The organism is Mucilaginibacter pedocola (assembly GCF_002013915.1).
Taxonomy (GTDB): domain Bacteria; phylum Bacteroidota; class Bacteroidia; order Sphingobacteriales; family Sphingobacteriaceae; genus Mucilaginibacter; species Mucilaginibacter pedocola.
Map to the genome: position 1 here is coordinate 120444 of NZ_MBTF01000005.1, position 20432 is coordinate 140875.

Here is a 20432-nt window from a genome sequence, read left to right on the forward strand (position 1 = left end):
ACATTAACCCCCACATCTATGACTGACCATAAAGTAGTTATTGTTATCCCCTTTCATAAAAACACGCTGTCGCCGCTGGAAATGGTATCGTTACAGCAGTTAAAAAAAGTACTGCCCAATTACCCCATGGTGGTGGTAAAGCCCGAATCGCGCGAAATGCCGCCGGAACTTACCGAAGCGCCTTTTTTAACGGAGGCGTTCGACGATAAGTATTTTAAAGACCCCAAAGGCTACAATAACCTGGTAATGACTACCGAGTTTTACGAGCGGTTTTTAGCGTACGATTTTATGCTGATATACCAGCTGGATGTATTCGTTTTCCGCGACGAGCTACAGCATTGGTGCAACCAAGGTTACGATTACATTGGCGCCCCATGGATACATAAGTACGATTACCCGGATGTGGTAAAGGCAACCAAATCAAAACTCATCAGCTATTTGCACACGCGCTTTAATATAATGAAAGATGACCTGCCATCGCTAATGCAGTTGGAGAACAAAGTAGGTAACGGCGGCTTCTCGTTGCGCCACGTACGCAAGTTTTACGATGCTACCATTAAGATGCAGGCAGAAATAGCACATTATTTTGAGCGCCCGCATCACCTGTATAACGAGGATGTTTTTTGGAGCATTGAAGTTAACCGCAAACGCAAGGTTTTAAATATCCCCGGCTACCGCAAGGCCATGCAGTTTGCCATAGAAAACCACCCCGAGCGCGGGCTGGAGCTCAATCACAACAAATTGCCCTTTGGTTGCCACGCCTTCGATAGGCACCTCGATTTTTGGCGCCCGATATTTAAGGGTTATGGCTATGATATTTAAAAATTAGCTATAAACAGAGAACGCCGGCAACAAACCGGCGTTCTTTGTTTTATAATATTTCAGTGCTTTTACTGGAACTTAAAGCCAATACCTATCTGGAATACCTGGTTGCGGTAATCGGGCAGGCTGGAGTTGTAGTCGCCACGGTTTTGATTAAAGTCTAAGGCGTAGCGGAAGCGTAGTTCGGTATTGCGGTTGAGATCGAAACCAACACCCACTAAGCCCGAGATATAGCTTTTATCGCGCAGCCCGTCGTAGTTATCCTTGTAAATGGTGCTGAAACCATCATCGTAAGTATTACGGGTTGATGTTTGGAAGGTAAGCTGCGGGCCAACCACAAAATTGAAGCCCCTTGTTACGCGGAATTTGGCTAACAGCGGGATATCGATAAAGTTGGTGCGCTGGCGGAAAGTTCCATCCGGTGTTTGAGCTTTATAGCCTTTCTGCGAAAATAAAAACTCAGGTGCGAAGGAAAGCGGGTAGGCAATAGGTACCTCGAATGTTAAACCTACATGCGCGCCGGCAATGCTGCTGGTACTAAAATCGGCATTGTAGGCATCAACCGTATTGCTAATGTTGAGGCCGCCGGCAATACCTACTTTGGGTTTGTACCAATCATCAACCTGGCGGTAACGCTGCGGGCGCTGCCCGGGAGGTAAGCGCCTAACCACACGGCGCGGATAACGGCGGGGGCCATCCTGCGCTTGTACCGAGCCCGCAATGGTAAAGAGGGCTAAGGCTAAAAAGAGTAATTTTTTCATGTTTTTTTCTGATGTGTTTTAATTGGGGCGGCACCGCACAATTCCGTTATGCACGCCCGGTTCTGTTGTTGATTTATAGCCTATAGAGTGATTTTTTTCGTCAAGGTTTATTTGGGGCGATGGGATGTAGCGTGTTTTTTACAAATGCGCCCCTCCCTCCCCACGTCATGCTGAAATCTTTTCAGCACCCCATCATACAAGCCACAGTGCTTGAACAAGAGCCCGCCGTGTGAGGTGCCGAAATAAATTCGGCAAGGCGTTAGTCCTCTCCAAACTTTTCTATCCCTCCAAAAAACAATTACCCGTTTTTACAATTTAAGCTACATTTACATCGCCATGCATTATAAAAAATACATCCTCCGCGCCTTTGCCCTCGTCCTTGTTTTGTTAGCCGATAATAGCTTTGCCCAAAAGGTAAGTTTTATTGATGCCATGCAACAGCAAAATCATTGGGTAGATTCGGTTTTTCATAAACTTAGCCGCAGGCAGCGCATAGGTCAGCTGTTTTTTGTGCGGGCGCATACCAACCGCGGGCAAGCCTATTCCGATTCGGTAGGCAAAGTGATCAAGCACGAACACGTTGGCGGACTGGTATTTTTCCAGGGCGGACCGGGCAGGCAGGCTATTCTCACTAACGAGTACCAGAAACTATCGCGGATACCGCTGCTTATTGCCATGGATGGCGAGTGGGGGCTGGGTATGCGCTTAGATTCTACCATATCCTACCCCTACCAAATGGCATTAGGTGCCGTGCAGGATAATAACCTCATTTACAAAATGGGGCAAATGGTAGCTTATGATTTTAAAAGGATAGGTGCCCACATCAATTTCGCGCCCGATTTTGATGTGAATAACAACCCCAATAACCCGGTGATCAATTACCGCTCATTCGGCGATAATAAATACAACGTTGCCCGCAAAGGCATTGCCTACTTTAAAGGCATGCAGGATGCGGGGCTTATCACCATTGCCAAACACTTCCCCGGCCACGGCGATACCAATGTTGATTCACACTTCGATCTGCCGCTGCTGCCCTTCACCCGCGAAAGGCTCGATTCGCTGGAGATGTACCCTTTCCACGAAGCAATCAATGCAGGCATCAGCGGCGTAATGATAGCCCATATGAACATCCCCGCGCTGGATACGACGAAGAATTTACCATCGACACTATCCCGCCCCATCATCACCGGCATATTAAAAGATTCGCTGCGGTTTAAAGGGCTGGTGGCCTCTGATGCTATGGAAATGAAAGGCGTTACCAAATACTTCCCCGACGGAGAAGCCGATCTGCATGCTTTTATGGCCGGTTTGGATCTGTTGGAATTATCAGAAAACTCCAAAAAAGCCGCAAGACTGATACGTATAGCTGTACGCCATAAAGAAATTGCACCGGAAGAATTTGAGGCGAAAGTGAAAAGGATATTAGCTGCCAAATACTGGGCCGGGCTGAGCAACTATACGCCCGCCAATACCGACAACGTGGTGCAGGACCTTAACCGCCCCGAGGCTACCCAACTGGTGCAGCAGCTAAGCGATGCCGCCATCACCCTCATTAAAGGCGATAGCCGCTTGTTGAAACAAGACACGACTAAAAAGACCGCCATCATTAGCATTGGCGTAACGGGGCAAACCGTTTTTCAGCAGGAGCTATCAAAAAGCTACCCTAACAGTATGTTGTTTTTGGTAGGTAAAGATACCCCCGTACCTGCGTTGAACAAGATGCTGGAAAACCTGAAGCAATACGAGCAGGTGTTTGTGGGCATACATGATACCCGCCTGCGCCCCCAAAGCAAGCTCGATTACAGCAGCGATGTGAAGCTACTGATTGCCGATCTGGCTGCCAAAAGCAATTCGGTAATCAGCGTGTTTGCCAATGCCTATACCATTGCCGGCCTGCCTGGTATAGAAAAAAGCGGTTCGATACTAGTGGCCTACCAAAAAGATGATGCCATGCAGCGCGCTGCAGTAAAGGCTATTACCGGTAAAATAAAACCGACCGGAAAGCTGCCCGTAAGCGTGAATACCTATTTTACAACGGGAGCCGGCGCAAGCCTTTAAACACCAGTGGTTTAATTGCGATTTTTTTGGTTTGTTTGTAGCGTTTCGCCGGGCATGGGCGTAATGCCTTTTATAAACCAATTATGATCATGAAAAAAGCCCTCCTTTTTTTAGTATTGCCTTGTATACTCGTTTATGCCGCATGCAAAAAAGCCCCACTGGGCGAAGATGGCGGCTGCATAAGCGAATATGTGCGCCCTTTAAACCCCGTTGGTGTAGCAACCTATGCCCGTATCAAAACCGTTTTCCAAAACAATGGCATCAGTACCGAGAGCCTGAGTTTTTATGGCGCTATCGAGAACGACACCATTCACCTCGACGGGCAAACCAATATTTACTACCACTACACCGCTCTGCAATACTTTAACGGTTTGCCGGTGCTTAACGGCGATATTGGCTACCATTTCAAAAATGGCCAGTTTACGGTGGTTATCGGTACCAAATACGATGGCGTTAACTTAAACACAAGTAAGCATTTAAAAGTTGCACAGGTACGTAAGCTGTTTCTGAACGAAATAGAAAAAGATGGTTTCACAGAAAACCATTCGCTAAAAGATTCGTGCTTTAAAGCCGAGTTTGGTTATTTAAACCTCGATCATTCTTCGGTTTCCACAAAACCCGTTTGGGCAAAAGTTTGGAAAGTTACGCCAGCTAACCGCGAATACCCGGTTGCTTATTTTAAAGATGACGATGCCGCAACCATTTCTTATTTCAACGGCATCATGACGGTAACTAATTAATTATTGTTCCGCTGCTTTTTTAAAGGTTTCGTCGTTCTCGTTCAGTACGCGGAAGTAGGCGTTGTTGCCCCATTTAAAGCGTGCGGTGTTAGCTTTCAGCAGGGTTTTAATGGTGTTGGATGATATCCGCAACTCGCGTGCATCAAGTAGGCCGGTAGTTTTTTCGGCATAGCGTACAAAGGCCATCAGTTCGTTATCGCTGATGCTGAACTGCCTCATAAAATCGGCCTCGCTTTTAAAGTTTTGTAATTCGGCTTGCAGCTTATCTATCACATAGGCCGAAAATAATTGCTTATCGGCCAATGTGCCTATCAATTGCGTTTCGCGGGTGGTATCTGCCGGTACAAATACATCGGGCATAATACCCCCCGCGCCAAAAACTTTGCGCCCCTTGGTGGTGTGGAAGGTTGATGCGCCAACAAAGGCACTATCGGCAAGGCTGTTCCCGGCAGAAAGCAGTTCGCCCTTGCGGATGCGGTTGGCCAGCTCCGCATGGTAACTGCGTATGCCGTTCTTATACGATTTTTGTATCGACCTGCCCGAAGGGGTGTAATACCTTGCCACGGTTAGGTTAACGGCCGTGCCATCGCCAAACGGGAATTGCTGCTGCACCAGGCCCTTGCCAAATGAGCGGCGGCCTACAATGGTGGCGCGGTCAAGGTCCTGCAAGGCACCCGCCAGTATCTCGCTGGCACTTGCCGAATATTCGTCTATCAGCACGGCCAGGTCGCCCTGCTCGTAACTGCCCGAGTCGGTAGCGGTGTAGTCGGTACGTGGTTCGTGAACGCCGTCGGTATAAACTATCAGTTTGCCTTTGGGTAAAAACTCGTCGGCCATAGCTGTTGCGGTGTTTAGGTAACCGCCGCCGTTGCCGCGCAGGTCTAATACCAGTTTCTTCATACCATCAACCTTTAAATTGGCCAGTGCTTCGCGGAAATCGGCATCGGTAGTGTAACCAAACTTGCTTATTTTGATATAACCCGTAGTGCCGCTTAAGTAATAAGCATCTACACTGCTGAGCGTAACGCGCCCGCGTTTGAGTAGGTAACTATGTTTTTGCCCGTTGAATTTGATAACGCCAAGCGTTACCTGCGAGTCCTTTTCGCCGCGGAAACTTTTGCTGATGCGCTGTTGGGTGAGTTTGGTGCCCGAGAAAGGTTTACCATCTACCGTCAGCACCTTATCGCCGGGGCTAAGCCCTGCTTTTTGCGCTGCGCCACCAGCGTATGCCTGTGTAATTACTAACGTGTCGCGCAGTACCTGGTACTCCAGCCCAATGCCGTTAAAGCCGCCGCCGAGTCGTTCGCTCATGTTTTGTGCCTGTTGGGCGGGCAGGTAAACCGAATGCGGATCGAGGTTTTGCAGCATCTCGTTAAGGGTTACGCCTTCAATGCTATCAACGTTTACCGAATCCACATAGTTTTCGCGCACCAGCTGCAATACGCGCGATACCTTATCATCGCCCTGCGAAAAACCAAAGCCAAAGCTGCGCCCGGCATTGTTGTTTTTGCTGATAATGAGCCCAATGCATATCCCGATAAGGATGAGTATAAGTGTACGGAATATTACGCCGGCGGTTTGTTTCATGTAGGTAATACCTGCAAATTTAAATAATAAGCTTTATTGCCTATAATTATATATGATGTTGTTTATAATACATTGTATTAAAGACTCAACAGGCCTATTTGTTTTATTTACGGAAATTCACACCTGTTGAATTTTACGCAGCGTAAATTTTAATGCTTTTGGCTGCTTCTTCTTTGCTTTGATGTTTTTTGTTCAATTTTGTTAAAAATTTGCTGCCTTAAAATGGAAATAACTACCGAGAAGGAATCGAAATACAATAACCTGGAGAAAATGCCTTTGGCAGATATCCTGCGCAATATCAACAACGAGGATAAAACCGTTCCCCAGGCCATTGAAAAAGCCATGGAGCAGATAGAGGACCTGGCAACCATCGTTACCGAAAAAATGCGCATCGGCGGCCGCCTGTTCTACATTGGCGCAGGCACCAGCGGCAGGCTGGGCGTGGTTGATGCCTCAGAATGCCCCCCAACCTTTGGCGTACCCTTCGACTGGGTGGTTGGCATTATAGCCGGTGGCGATACCGCTATACGCAAAGCCGTTGAGTTTGCCGAAGACGACCGCGAACAAGCCTGGAAGGATCTGCTGGAATTTAATATAAACGAGAACGACGTAGTGGTGGGCATAGCAGCATCGGGTACTACGCCTTATGTTATTGGCGGCCTGCAAATGGCTAACGAGCATAATATTGCCACAGGCTGCATTGTATGTAACGGCAAAAGCCCGGTAGCCGCCGAAGCGCAATACCCGGTTGAGGTAATTGTAGGCCCCGAGTTTGTTACCGGCAGCACCCGCATGAAGGCAGGCACCGCACAAAAGCTGGTTTTGAATATGCTGAGCACAAGCGTAATGATACAGCTGGGCCGTGTGAAGGGTAATAAAATGGTGGATATGCAGTTAAGCAATAACAAACTGGTAGCCCGCGGCACCCGCATGGTAATGAACGAAACAGGGCTCGATGAAAAAACCGCCGCCAAACTTCTGCAAGAGCATGGCAGCGTACGCGGCGCTGTAGATTTTCATTTTAAGAAGTAGTTGCAATGAGATCGATACCGATTTTCGCTCTTTTGCTTTTGTGTTTGGTTTTTGGATGCAGCCAACCCAATGCTCAAAAAAAGACGCCCCGGGCGCAGGCATCTTATGAAAAAGCTGACAAAATGGATGAACAGGAATTTTGGAAGATCATTGATCACTCCTACTCGGTGGCTGGCGATAACAAACAGAAGCAAGACGACATCATCACGCAAAAACTATCAGCCTACACGCCGGAGCAGATAATTGAGTTTGAAGTTATCTTCAGAAAGAAAGTAATAGAGGCCGACGACTACAAAGTTATGGCTGCTGCTAAAATAATTGATGGGGTAGTTACCGATGACCCTTACCTTTATTTCAGGTTTTGGTTGATTGGTTTAGGTGAAAAAACCTTTAAAGAGGCATTGAAAAATCCCGACTACCTGGCGGACGTTGTTGATAGTGGAGTAGAGCCGGATTTCGAAAGCTTGCTCTATGTTTCTACCAAGGCTTACATGAAGAAAACGGGTAGGCAAAAAGAAGACGAGTCCTTCCCGAGAGATGTAGCCTACGAGAAGGGGCTCGATTATGATTTTGGGGCGCCACCGACTAAGGGCAAGGACTGGAAAACAGAAGACCTTTCCAAGCTTTATCCGAAGCTTTGGGAAAAGTTCAATTGAGAAAGAGAAGAAATGCACGAGATAGAACCATATTACAAATGGCGCGATGATTATGTAGCATCGGAAGACGAGTATTCGCCTTTTTATGCTACGCAATACAGCGAATTTGAATTTGATAAACAGATATACAATTACCTGTTGCACCCGCAGTGGGATTCGTTCGGCTCTAACACGCTTTACCTGAAGGTGCTTTTTGCTGATTACGACCGGGGGTACAGCATCATAGAATTTATTGGCGAATGGAACGATGCCATTAACAACGATATTATGATGCTGAAGCGCGAGATACTGGAATTGATGATGGATAATGGCATCAATAAGTTTGTGCTGATAGGCGAGAATGTGCTCAATTTCCACTACTCCGACGATAGCTATTACGAAGAGTGGTTCCAGGAAGTAGAGGATGGCTGGATAGCCGGCGTAAACTTCCGCGAGCATGTGATAGATGAGTTTAAACGCAGTAATATTGATTACTATATTAACTTTGGCGGGCAATTGGATGAGCTGAACTGGCGTTCGCAAAAGCCTATACAGGTATTTAAACTGGTAGAAGAACAATTGACCAAACGGCTTACTTAAGTTGCCTGCATCTGTAAGGGCATTGTAAAATAGGCGCTAGACTTAAAAACATTTAAACCTTAAAACGTTACAACAATCACTATATTCGAACTAATTAATTTTCAATAAAAAATGGAAACCAAATCAACTGATTTTATTTACGATAGTGTAAGCCACGTAGAAAACGCCGAGGCTTCGCGTAAATTTATAGCTAACGTATTTATGTGGATGTTTGTGGCATTGGGTATATCTGCCCTTTGTACTTATACATTCGCTTTTGTGCCCGAACTGAGCAACGCACTGCGCGATCCTGAAACCGGCAGAAATAACCTGTTGGGTACACTCACTATGTTCGCGCCGCTTATTTTTGTTTTGATCGTAAGGTTCAGCTTTAATAAGCTTAGCTTTTTCGCGCTGGCGCTCATATTTATCGCCTTCTCGGCTGTTATGGGTATTAGCTTAAGCTACATATTCCTGATGTATTCTATCGGTACTATTTCGGGCGTGTTCATCACTACTGCCATAGTATTTGGCGTAATGGCCATTGGTGGTTACATCACCCACCAGGACTTGACAAACTTCGGTTCTATCATGATCATGCTGTTGGTAGGTATCATTGTAGCATCGATACTTAATTTATTGATCTTCCACAGCAGCGGCCTGGATCTGATCATTAGCTATGTAGGTGTTGCCGTATTTGTAGGCTTAACCGCTTACGATGTGCAAAAACTAAAACGCATTGGTGCCGGTATAGAATACGGCAATGCCGAAGGCAAAAAGATAGCCATAATGGGCGCTTTAACCCTTTATCTTGATTTTGTGAACCTGTTCCTGATGCTGCTCCGTATATTCGGTGGTAACAGAAGGTAATAGCCTTGCATAACGATATTGAAAGAGCCGCCTTGTGCGGCTTTTTTTATATATCGCCATGTTATTTGTCATCCTGAGCGATAGCGAAGGATCTAATAGCCACCAAGCAATTGCCGCTATGCTAATCCGCGAATAGATGCTTCGTTCCTCAGCATGACAAACCTTTTGAAATGACGGCAATCTTATCTTATGGCAACTTTATTTTCCCTCTGTTGCACACCCTTGCACTTTACAACATTAATATTCATATTTGTATTGCTTATGGAGAAAGGCGGAGGGATTAGACCCTGCGATGTCTTAGCAACCTGTGCTTACAAGGTGCTACATTCTACTTAACCAACAACAAAAACAGGTTAGGACAGATAAGCGAAAGTCAAAATACTAACACCTGACTTTTCGAGATAAGCTATATACCAGTTTGCAGTTATCAGTGTACGGTTGGCAGTTTTGCTATGCGGTATTTTATAACTGCCCACTGTAAACCGGCAACTGCGCACTGAAACAATGAATATAAGAGAAGAATTAGAAAAACGCATCCTGGTTATTGATGGCGCAATGGGTACCATGATACAGCGGTATGAGCTTACCGAGGATGATTTCCGCGGCGAGCGTTTTCGCGATCATGCCAGCGACCTGAAAGGCAATAACGACCTGCTGAATATCACCCGTCCGGATGTGATAAAAGCCATACATGCCGAGTATTTGGATGCCGGCGCAGATATCATTGAAACCAATACCTTCAGTACCCAAAAAATATCCCTTGCAGATTACCACCTGGAGGAGCTTGATTACGAACTAAGCTACGAAGGCGCCCGCATAGCCCGCGAAGTAGCGGATGAATACACGGCTAAAAACCCGGCAAAACCGCGCTTTGTGGCAGGTGCCGTTGGTCCGACAAACCGTACAGCATCACTATCACCCGATGTGAATGACCCGGGATACCGTGCCGTTACCTTCGATGACCTTGCCGAAGCTTACTACGCGCAGGTACGTGGCTTGGTTGATGGTGGTTCGGATGTATTGCTTGTTGAAACCATCTTCGATACGCTGAATGCCAAAGCGGCTTTGTTCGCTATCGACCGTTATAAAAAAGAATGTAAAGAAGCAGGGAAAGATTACCCTGCTTTCCGCGATAGCGGTGGTGTGATGATATCCGGTACCATAACCGATGCTTCGGGCCGTACGCTTTCGGGCCAAACGGTGGAGGCTTTCTGGAACTCTATTCGTCATGCGAACTTACTTTCGGTAGGTTTGAACTGCGCTTTGGGTGCACGCGAAATGCGCCCGCACTTAGAAGAGCTTTCCGAAAAAGCAGGCGTTTATATTTCTGCATACCCTAATGCCGGTTTACCCAACGAGTTTGGCGCGTACGACGAAACCCCGCACGAAACCGCCCACCAGGTTGATGATTTTATTAAAGCCGGCCTGGTGAACATTGTTGGTGGTTGCTGCGGCACCACGCCCGACCATATCCAGTGCATTGCCGAAAAAGCCGCCAAACACGAGCCGCGCAAAAAGCCCGAGGTAGAGCCTTACCTGCGCCTGAGTGGTTTGGAGGCCGTAACCCTTACGCCCGAAACCAACTTTGTGAACATAGGCGAGCGTACCAATATCACCGGTTCGCCAAAATTCTCCAAACTCATCCTCGCCGAAGATTACGAGGCAGCCCTAACCGTTGCCCTGCAACAGGTAGAAGGCGGTGCGCAGGTGATAGATATTAACATGGATGAGGGGATGATAGACTCTGAAGCCGTTATGGTGAAATTCCTGAACCTGGTGGCCAGCGAACCGGATATTGCCAAACTGCCCATCATGGTCGATTCGAGTAAGTGGACCGTACTGGAAGCAGGTCTGAAATGCTTGCAGGGGAAAGGTATCGTAAACTCTATCTCGCTGAAAGAAGGGGAGGAGAAGTTTAAAGAGTACGCCCGCAAAATATTAAGCTACGGTGCTGCTACCGTAGTAATGGCTTTCGATGAGACCGGCCAGGCCGACTCGCTGGAGCGCCGTAAAGAAATCTGCGAACGCAGCTACCGCATTTTGGTTGATGAAGTAGGCTTCCCGCCGCAGGATATCATTTTCGACCCGAACATCCTTACCGTGGCAACCGGTTTGGAAGAACATAACAACTACGCCGTAGATTTTATTGAAGCTACCCGCTGGATAAAACAAAACCTGCCCTACGCCAAAGTGAGTGGCGGGGTAAGTAATATTTCTTTCTCGTTCCGCGGTAATAACGTGGTGCGCGAGGCTATGCACTCGGCATTCCTGTACCACGCCATCAGGGCAGGCTTGGATATGGGTATCGTAAACGCCGGCATGCTGGAAGTTTATGAGCAGATACCAAAAGACTTGCTGGAACTTGTAGAAGACGTGCTGCTGAACCGCCGCGAGGATGCTACCGAGCGCCTTGTGGAGTTTGCCGATACCATAAAAAGCAAAGGCAAAGAGGTGGTGCGCGATGAAGAGTGGCGCAAAGGCACGGTAGAAGAACGCCTGTCGCACGCGCTGGTGAAAGGTATCGTGGAGTACCTTGACGGTGACGTGGAAGAGGCCCGCCAGAAATTTGCCCGTCCGCTTGAAGTGATAGAAGGCCCGCTGATGGACGGCATGAATGTGGTGGGCGACCTGTTCGGCGCCGGCAAAATGTTTCTGCCGCAGGTAGTAAAATCGGCCCGTGTGATGAAAAAGGCCGTGGCTTACCTGTTGCCCTTTATCGAGGCAGAGAAAGCAGCCAACCCCGAAGGGCAAGGCAAAAGCAATGCAGGCAAAATATTAATGGCCACCGTAAAAGGCGATGTGCACGATATTGGTAAAAACATTGTAGGCGTAGTGCTGGCCTGTAACAACTTCGAGATCATTGACCTTGGGGTGATGGTGCCTGCGCAAAAAATTATAGAAGAAGCTAAGAAACAGGATGTAGACATCATCGGCCTGAGCGGTTTGATCACCCCCTCGCTTGATGAGATGGTGCATTTTGCCAAAGAGATGGAGCGCCAGGAATTTACCATTCCGCTGATAGTAGGTGGTGCTACCACATCGCGCATACATGCTGCCGTTAAAATTGCGCCTAATTATTCGGGTGCAGCCATACACGTGCTTGATGCTTCGCGAAGTGTTACCGTGTGCAGCAACCTGATGAACAAAGACGGCCGCGACGCTTACATACAGGGCATAAAAGACGAATACGCCAAAGCACGCGAGGCGCACGCCAATAAAAAGAATGATAAGCGCTTTATCAGCATAGAAGAGGCCCGCGCTCAGAAATTCCAGATCAGTTTGGATGGCGATGTGGCACCAAAGCCTGCCGTAACCGGCACCAAAGTTTTCGAAGGCTTCCCGCTGGAAGAGCTGGTACCTTATATCGACTGGACGCCATTCTTCCATACCTGGGAGTTGCGCGGCAGCTATCCAAAGATATTTGAGGATAAATACGTAGGCGATGAAGCCAAAAAGCTTTTTGATGATGCGCAGGTACTGTTGAAACGTGTATTAGACGAAAAGCTGCTTACCGCCAATGGCGTGATAGGGTTTTGGCCGGCGAATAGCGTGGGCGACGATATTGAGGTGTATACCGACGAAAGCCGTACAACTGTACTGACCACCATTCACACCCTTCGCCAGCAGGCAGAAAAGGTGAAGAACGATCATTACTATGCGCTGTCGGATTTCATCGCACCGAAAGAAAGCGGCGTACCCGACTATTGGGGCGGCTTTGCCGTAACCACCGGTATTGGCTGCGACGAGCTGGTTGCTGAGTTTGAGGCCGACCACGACGATTACAACAGCATTATGGCCAAAGCCATTGCCGACCGCCTTGCCGAAGCCTTCGCCGAAAAAATGCACGAACTGGTACGTAAAGAATACTGGGGCTACGATAAAGATGAGCATCTGAGCAACGAGGAGTTGATAAAAGAAGGCTACCAGGGTATACGCCCGGCACCGGGTTATCCCGCCTGCCCGGATCATACCGAGAAAACAACGCTATTCGAGATACTGAATGCAGAAGACAATGCCAATATGCACCTTACCGAAAGCCTGGCCATGATGCCGGCCGCATCGGTAAGCGGCTTTTACTTTGCCCACCCGCAATCGAGGTACTTTGGTTTGGGCAAAATAAGTAAAGACCAGGTGGAAGATTATGCGGTGAGGAAAGGCATGGATATTGAAACCGTTGAAAGATGGTTAGGGCCTAACCTTAACTATTAAATAAATTTGTCATTGCGAGGAGGGACGACGAAGCAAACTCGTAGATAAGCATGAACGCCGTGCATACCACGAGGTTGCCACGCTTCGCTCGCAATGGCAACGTGTAAAATAAAATTAAAACCAAAATTCCCCCTTCAGGGGGGTAGGGGGCATGAAAATAACCGAACATATTGCCAACGCGAACGGCAAAACCTTATTCTCTTTTGAACTGATACCGCCTTTAAAGGGCGAAAGTATACAGGGCATTTATAACGCCATCGATCCGTTGATGGAGTTTAAACCGCCTTTTATAGATGTTACGTCGCTCCGCGAAGATTACATTTATAAGCAGCACGATAGCGGCCTGCTGGAGAAATTGGCTTACCGCAAACGCCCGGGTACTATTGCCATTTGCGCGGCTATCATGAATAAGTACAAGGTAGATACTGTTCCGCATTTGCTGTGTGGCGGATTCACCAAGGATGAGACAGAAAACGGCCTCATCGACCTGCAATTCCTCGGCATAGAGAACGTGCTGGTGCTGCGAGGCGATGCCCGCCGTGGTGATGCATCATTCGTACCAACGCCAAACGGCCACTGCTACGCTACTGACCTGCTGCAACAGGTAACTAACATGAACAAGGGTATTTACCTGCACGAAAACCACGAAGGTATCCTGAAAACAGATTTCTGCATAGGCGTTGCCGGTTACCCCGAAAAGCACTTCGAAGCACCGAACCTGAAAACAGACTTTAAATACCTGAAGCAAAAGGTTGATATGGGTGCAGGCTTTATTGTAACCCAAATGTTCTTCGATAACCAGAAGTACTTCGATTTTGTGAACGCCTGCCGCGCGAACGATATCCATGTGCCCATTATACCGGGCCTGAAACCGTTAACTACATCGAAGCAATTGGTTAACCTCTCAAAAACTTTCCATATCGATATCCCGGACGACCTGAGTGATGCAGTACACGCCGCCAAGTCAGAAAAAGATGTAAAAGAGATTGGCATCGAGTGGACCATCAACCAGTGTAAAGAGCTGGTAAAATTCGGCGCACCGGTATTGCACTTCTACACCATGAGCAACCCTGCGGGGCCAACCAAGAGGATAGCGCAGGCGATATTTTAGGGATAGCTATAAAACTTTGTCATTGCGAAGCCCTTAGGTGGCTTGGCGCGATGGAGGGCTGTGGCAATCTCGTCGCTAAGCATTACCGCTATGCATAACGACGAGATTGCCGCGTCGCCCCACTACACAATTCCCTTCCGCTCCTCGCAATGACATTGCGGGGGGAGGAAACCAAAAAGAGCCGGCTCATACGATCCGGCTCTTTTCATTTTAGGCTTAGCGCAAATCTATATCCCTGCTCTTTCGCCTTTTAGTTTCGAAGCTATAACCAAGGCTTTGTAAGCATTAACAATGCCACCTGTTTTTGATAGCGTGGTAAAATCAACTTTCACCTGTTCGCCGGGTTTATTCACCATGGTGCCATTAAGCGGCGTGGCCGATTCCAGTATCACTTGCTTTAGTTGTTTGGCGCTTAGGTTAGGGTAGTATTCCAATACCAACGCTGCCACACCTGCTGTGATAGGCGAAGCAAAGCTGGTACCATCTGCCGTATTAAATTCAGCATCGGTATCTACCGACGTTACTTTTACGCCAGGCGCAAATACATCTACATTCTTTTTACCGTAGTTGCTAAAGCTGCCCGCAAGGTCCTCGCCCAATTTTGGTCCCGAGGCACCTACGCTGATCACGTTATCTGCATCAGTAGCCGAGCCATCCTCGAACATATCGTTCGGGAACTCCGGTTTCGCATCTACATCCTGATTGTCGTTACCCGATGCCTGTACCAACAGCACATCTTTAGATGCTGCATATTTAAAGGCAGCATCAACCCAATCCTTATGCGGCGACAGCTTTTTACCAAAACTCATGTTGATGATCTTGGCACCATTATCAACCGCGTAACGTATCGCGTTAGCAATATCTTTATCGTACTCATCGCCGTTAGGTACAGCTTTAATGGCCATAATGCGCACGTTATCTGCCACACCGTTTATGCCGTAGCCATTGTTACGCACGGCGCCAATTAAGCCGGCTACGCCCGTACCGTGCGATGCATCGGCAAATTTCAGTATACCATTACCGTAAGGTTTGCCATCCTGCACATTGGGGTCGTCGCCTACAATGCGTTTGCGGGCGTCCAGGTCGGGGTTTACATCGTTATTTAGCTTGGCCATGTATTCGGTCCAGTCTTTCAACAACGAGGCATTATCGGTGCCGCCGCTTTGCTCAAAAATAGAGGCCCATACCACTTTACTGCGCCTAACGGTATCGTTGGTGGTTTTCAGTTTATCGAGGTCTTTGGCGGTAAACGAAGCATCTGCCTTTAAGCCCAATGCGCGTTTAATGTAGCCGCTGGTAGCCATCAAAATGTTCAGGTTGGGCTGCATCTGCGTGAGCTCTTCCGACGATTTCTTGAAGGTAGTTTCGTAAGTAAGTTTTACCTTCTCCCAGTAAGCAAACTCTTTTTCGCTGCCTGCAGGAGCGCTTGCCACGTTGCCGTATTTTTCTTTCAGGCGGTTGTACTCGCGTACCTCTTCGGTAGTTTCGGTAAAATCGCACTTACCGTCGGGGCCACCCAAAAAGTCCCAGCCATGTATATCGTCAACGTAACCGTTATGGTCATCGTCAATACCATTACCCGGTATCTCTTTGGTGTTTACCCAAAGGATGGGGGCTAAGTCCTTTTGCGCAGTATCTATCCCGCTATCAATAGTGGCAACTACTACTTGTTTGCTTTTTTTGCCGGCGAGGTGCAGGTAGGCTTGTTTCAGGCTGATGCCGTAGTAACCATCGGTTTTCAGGTCCATCATGTGCCAGGCCTTTGGCGGCTCGGGGGCGGCGGTTTGGGCAAGCCCGTTAAAGCCGCTTAATAACAGGGCGCTGCACAATAAAGCGCCCGGGAATATCTTTCCAAATTTGTGCATATAACAATTTATCGGTTTATAAATATTAAAGGTCGAATTTGATACCTTGTGCTAAAGGCAACGTTTTTGAGTAGTTAATAGTATTTGTTTGGCGCCTCATGTACACTTTCCAGGCATCCGAACCCGATTCGCGGCCCCCGCCGGTTTCTTTTTCACCGCCGAATGCGCCGCCAATTTCTGCGCCTGAAGTACCAATGTTCACGTTGGCAATGCCGCAATCAGAACCCGCTGCCGATAAAAATGTTTCGGCCTCGCGCAGGTTTTGCGTCATGATGGCTGATGATAGGCCTTGTGGCACGCTGTTCTGCAATTCTATGGCTTCCTCTAAGGTTTTGTATTTAATGAGGTAAAGGATAGGCGCAAAGGTTTCGTGCTGCACTATTTCATAATGGTTCTCCACTTCGGCAATGCAGGGTTTTACGTAACAACCCGATGCATAAGCATCTCCTTCCAGTTTGCCGCCTTCTACCACAAAGTTGCCGCCTTCGGCTTTGCATTTTTCTATCGATGCTAAATAAAGGCTTACAGCGTCCTGGTCTATCAGGGGGCCCATGTGGTTGTTCTCGTCCAGCGGATTGCCAATTTTTATTTGTTTGTAGGCATTAACCAGTTTTTGTTTAAAGGCATCGTAAACGCTCTCGTGAATAATAAGTCGGCGTGTACTGGTGCAGCGTTGCCCGGCGGTACCCACAGCGCCAAAAACGGCACCAATGAGCGACATATCCAGATCCGCCTGCTCGCTAATAATGATGGCATTGTTACCACCCAGTTCAAGCAGGCTTTTGCCTAAACGTGCGCCAACTGCCGCGCTAACAGCCTTGCCCATGCGGGTAGAGCCCGTTGCCGAAACCAAAGGCACGCGGGTATCGTTGGCCATCAGTTCGCCAATTTCGCGGCCGCCAATGATCAGGCAGCTTACGCCTTCATCAATATTGTTTGCTTTAAAAACTTGCTGTGCTATATGCTGGCAGGCAATGGCGGTTAAAGGTGTTTTTTCGGATGGTTTCCAAATGCAAACATCGCCGCAAACCCAGGCCAATGCCGCGTTCCAGCTCCAAACCGCCACCGGGAAGTTGAAGGCCGATATTACGCCCACAATGCCCAGCGGGTGGTACTGCTCATACATGCGGTGGCTGGGGCGCTCGCTGTGCATGCTAAGCCCGTATAATTGGCGGCTAAGCCCAACGGCAAAGTCGCATATATCTATCATCTCCTGCACCTCGCCGTAGCCCTCTTGCAGGCTTTTGCCCATCTCGTAGCTTACCAGCGTGCCCAGCTCTTTTTTGTTGGCGCGTAGTTGCTCGCCTATCTGCCTTACAATTTCACCACGCTTGGGGGCGGGGATGCTGCGCCAGGTTTTAAAAGCCTTTGCCGCCGTTTCTACAACACTATTGTACTCATCTGCCGTAGCAAATTTTACTGAAGCGATTTTTTTTCCGTCGGTTGGCGAAAATATCTCTTTCACCTCAGCCTCAGGGCTGCTGCCCCAATTACTGCTTGTACTAAAGGCCTCGTTTGTGTCGTTGATATGTAAATGATCAAGGATATCAGAAATTATCAGGCTCATAATTATTACTTTTGTCAAAGGTAAAAATCTTTAGGGCAAATTAAATTTCACCAACCGCCCACGCCGTCAAATGCTTCCTATTTATTATCAGGCACTTGTATAAAACGGTGTTAAGAATGTGCGTATGTTGAAAACTTAATTGTTTTAAAGCCGCTTATTGTTGTAATTTGAACTCATTCGATCAAACCTTGACGGCCCCTAAACGTCATAACATGGTAAATGGTGTTCTGCTAATAAACTTGAATGGAAGAAGAATTTGAATTTGGTTTTACCGAAGATCCAAAGTTTTCGGTAGAACGTTACGAAGAGATGATCCGCAACCACGATCAATACTTTTTCGACGCGCAGGCCTTTGAAAACATCATCGACTACTACATCGAAAAGAACGATCCGGCGAAAGCCTTGCAGGTATCAGAATACGCACGCAACCAGCACCCCTTTGCCGCGGTTTTTTTAATAAAGCAAGCGCAGCTACTGGTTGTAACCAACCGCACATCGGAAGCCTTTGCCGCCCTTGATAAGGCAGCCATGCTGGAAGCCAGCGATGCGGATATCTACATTATCCGCGGCAACCTGTACGAGAGTATGGAGCGCAACGCCGAGGCCCTGGAGAACTACGAAAAGGCGCTGGACCTTGCCGAAGAAACCGACGAAATTTTACTGCATATAGCCTACGTGCACCAAAACATGGGCGATTACGATACGGCCATAACTTACCTGAAGCTGTGCCTGAAACAGAACATGGAGAACCAGGATGCCCTGTACGAACTGGCCTTCTGTTATGATGTTTTGGATAACCAGCAGGAGAGTGTGCAGTTTTACCAGCAGTATATTGATAACGAGCCTTACAGCTATGCCGCATGGTATAACCTGGGCAACGCCTTTACCAAGCTGGGCCTGTTTGAGAAAGCTATTGATGCTTACGATTACGCCATACTCATTAAAGACAGCTTTGCATCTGCCTACTTTAATAAAGGTAATGCATTGGTGAATTTGGAGAAGTATGCCGAAGCGATAGAAGTATACCGCGAGACTTTTGAGTACGAGCAACCCAATGCTGATACTTATTGCGCTATTGGCGAGTGCTACGAAAAGCTGGAGCAGATGGATGAAGCGCGTTCGTTCTACAAAAAATCGGTTAAGATGGATCCTAAACTGGCTGATGCCTGGTTCGGGATAGGCGTAACGCTTGATTTTGAGGAACGCTACTTTGAAGCCCTGCACTTTTACAAAAAAGCTTTAGACCTTGATATTGCCAATGCCGACTATTGGTTTGCCATTGCCGATGCTGAATATAAACTGGGCCACCTGCCCGAAGCGGAGTCTGCCTACGAAAAGGTGGTAGAACTAAATCCGCTTGATGTGGATGCATGGTTGGATTATTCGTCGATACTGTACGAACAACAGCGGTTGGATGTAGCTATCGAGATCATGGCCTCGGCTATAAAAAACAATCCTGAAGCGGCAGAGCTTTATTACCGAATGGTGGCTTACCTGTTCGCCCGCGGCGAGTATAACGAGGCCCTGAATCATTTGGAGATGGCTTTAACCTCCGATCCGGAGAAGCATTACATCCTGTTCGATTACCTGCCCCAATTGCAGGAGAACAAGGTGATCATTGATATTATCAATAGGTACACGAAGTAGTTATTAGAGAATGGTTGATTGAGTGAGTAGTTCTATTCCTCAATCAACCATTCTCTTAATCAACCATTCAACCACTCTCATTCTAATTTTTTCTTATCGCTTTTTTTTGGCAATTTTGCGCCGTTAATACTTTTAGTTATAAGCTATAACAAATAAGCACATCTGCGATGAACTACGAGATAAAAGGATTGCCCGAACGTACCGCCAAACCACGCAACAGCGGCCTTACCATGGTAATGGATAAAGGCCTTAGCCTGCGCCAGGTGAAAGATTTTATTGAAGTAGGCGCGGGTTATACCGACTTGGTGAAGCTGGGCTGGGCAACATCATACGTTACCCCCAACCTTGATGCTAAGCTGAAGTTATACAAAGAAGCCGGTCTGCCGGTGTATTTCGGTGGTACGCTTTTCGAAGCGATGATCGTGCGAGGGCAGTTTGATGATTATTGCCGCATACTGGATAAATACCAAATGGAGTACGCCGAAGTATCTGACGGGAGCATCACCATTGAGCACGATGAGAAGTGCGAATACATCCGCAAACTGAGTAAACTCACCACCGTGATATCCGAAGTAGGTTCAAAAGACGTACAAAAGATATTCGCCCCTTATAAATGGATAAAGCTGATGAGCGCCGAAATTGAGGCCGGCAGCTGGAAGGTAATTGCCGAGGCCCGCGAAAGTGGCAACGTAGGCATCTATCGCGATTCGGGCGAGGTAAGGCAGGGCTTGGTCGACGAGATACTCACTCAGATACCTGAAGAGACCATTATTTGGGAGGCCCCCCAAAAGGCGCAGCAGGTATGGTTCATAAAGCTGATAGGTGCCAACGTGAGCCTGGGGAATATTGCCCCGGCAGATATTATCCCGCTGGAAACACTGCGTTTGGGTATCAGGAGCGATACGTTCGAGCACTTTTTGAAATAGAATTACAGCCGGCAAAATAAGCC

At 47.8% G+C, this 20432-nt stretch carries 15 protein-coding genes and 1 riboswitch; of the genes, 11 read left to right on the forward strand and 4 right to left on the reverse strand.

All coding sequences use genetic code 11. The annotated features are described in order from the left end of the window. Window positions 1-18 precede the first annotated feature (18 nt). Window positions 19-822, forward strand: a complete 804-nt coding sequence (locus BC343_RS08735) for a DUF5672 family protein (RefSeq protein ID WP_078347390.1) — start codon at window positions 19-21, stop codon at window positions 820-822. Window positions 823-890: 68 nt separating this feature from the next. Here BC343_RS08735 and BC343_RS08740 read toward each other — a convergent pair whose 3' ends face one another. After that, entirely contained in the window at window positions 891-1583 is a 693-nt protein-coding gene (locus tag BC343_RS08740; RefSeq protein ID WP_078347391.1) for a porin family protein, read from the reverse strand. A 336-nt stretch (window positions 1584-1919) separates the two neighbouring features. Between BC343_RS08740 and BC343_RS08745 the strand changes: the two genes are divergently transcribed. Both BC343_RS08745 and BC343_RS08750 read left to right on the forward strand, forming a co-directional pair. Further along, window positions 1920-3641, forward strand: coding sequence for a glycoside hydrolase family 3 protein (locus BC343_RS08745; RefSeq protein ID WP_078347392.1), 1722 nt, complete (start codon window positions 1920-1922; stop codon window positions 3639-3641). 89 nt (window positions 3642-3730) lie between these two features. Further along, window positions 3731-4381, forward strand: a complete 651-nt coding sequence (locus BC343_RS08750; RefSeq protein ID WP_143822119.1) for a hypothetical protein — start codon at window positions 3731-3733, stop codon at window positions 4379-4381. Here the strand turns inward: BC343_RS08750 and BC343_RS08755 are convergent, their stop codons facing one another. Continuing rightward, window positions 4382-5968, reverse strand: a complete 1587-nt coding sequence (locus BC343_RS08755; RefSeq protein ID WP_078347394.1) for a S41 family peptidase — start codon at window positions 5966-5968, stop codon at window positions 4382-4384. It abuts the gene before it with no gap. 222 nt (window positions 5969-6190) lie between these two features. On the opposite strand from BC343_RS08755, the gene murQ reads away from it, so the two are divergent. The 6 genes from murQ to BC343_RS08785 all read left to right on the forward strand — a co-directional run bounded on the left by murQ (window position 6191) and on the right by BC343_RS08785 (window position 14404). Continuing rightward, complete coding sequence (murQ, locus tag BC343_RS08760) at window positions 6191-7000, forward strand: N-acetylmuramic acid 6-phosphate etherase (protein ID WP_078347395.1); 810 nt, start codon at window positions 6191-6193, stop codon at window positions 6998-7000. A 122-nt stretch (window positions 7001-7122) separates the two neighbouring features. Further along, entirely contained in the window at window positions 7123-7656 is a 534-nt protein-coding gene (locus tag BC343_RS08765) for a DUF4240 domain-containing protein (protein WP_162276840.1), read from the forward strand. Window positions 7657-7668: 12 nt separating this feature from the next. After that, entirely contained in the window at window positions 7669-8235 is a 567-nt protein-coding gene (locus BC343_RS08770) for a hypothetical protein (protein ID WP_078347397.1), read from the forward strand. 111 nt (window positions 8236-8346) lie between these two features. Beyond that, window positions 8347-9084: a Bax inhibitor-1/YccA family protein gene (locus BC343_RS08775; RefSeq protein WP_078347398.1), complete on the forward strand. Its 738-nt coding sequence runs from the start codon at window positions 8347-8349 to the stop codon at window positions 9082-9084. Between the two features lie 256 nt (window positions 9085-9340). Further along, a riboswitch (SAM riboswitch) is annotated at window positions 9341-9453 on the forward strand. 135 nt (window positions 9454-9588) lie between these two features. Then, the gene (gene metH / locus BC343_RS08780; RefSeq protein WP_078347399.1) at window positions 9589-13293 is read left to right on the forward strand and encodes a methionine synthase; all 3705 of its coding nucleotides are present in this window, start codon (window positions 9589-9591) and stop codon (window positions 13291-13293) included. A gap of 151 nt (window positions 13294-13444) precedes the next feature. Beyond that, window positions 13445-14404 carry a methylenetetrahydrofolate reductase gene (locus BC343_RS08785; protein WP_078347400.1) on the forward strand — a complete coding sequence of 320 codons (960 nt, stop codon included), beginning with the start codon at window positions 13445-13447 and terminating at the stop codon, window positions 14402-14404. Window positions 14405-14631: 227 nt separating this feature from the next. On the opposite strand, the gene BC343_RS08790 is transcribed toward BC343_RS08785, so the two are convergent. Next, window positions 14632-16269, reverse strand: coding sequence for a S8 family serine peptidase (locus BC343_RS08790; protein WP_078347401.1), 1638 nt, complete (start codon window positions 16267-16269; stop codon window positions 14632-14634). Between the two features lie 25 nt (window positions 16270-16294). Beyond that, on the reverse strand, window positions 16295-17836 hold the full coding sequence (amaB, locus tag BC343_RS08795; protein WP_078347402.1) for an L-piperidine-6-carboxylate dehydrogenase: 1542 nt from the start codon (window positions 17834-17836) through the stop codon (window positions 16295-16297). A gap of 243 nt (window positions 17837-18079) precedes the next feature. Between amaB and BC343_RS08800 the strand changes: the two genes are divergently transcribed. Beyond that, window positions 18080-19483, forward strand: a complete 1404-nt coding sequence (locus BC343_RS08800; protein ID WP_078347403.1) for a tetratricopeptide repeat protein — start codon at window positions 18080-18082, stop codon at window positions 19481-19483. A gap of 167 nt (window positions 19484-19650) precedes the next feature. Further along, window positions 19651-20409, forward strand: coding sequence for a phosphosulfolactate synthase (locus BC343_RS08805; protein ID WP_078347404.1), 759 nt, complete (start codon window positions 19651-19653; stop codon window positions 20407-20409). The last annotated feature ends 23 nt before the right edge of the window (window positions 20410-20432 follow it).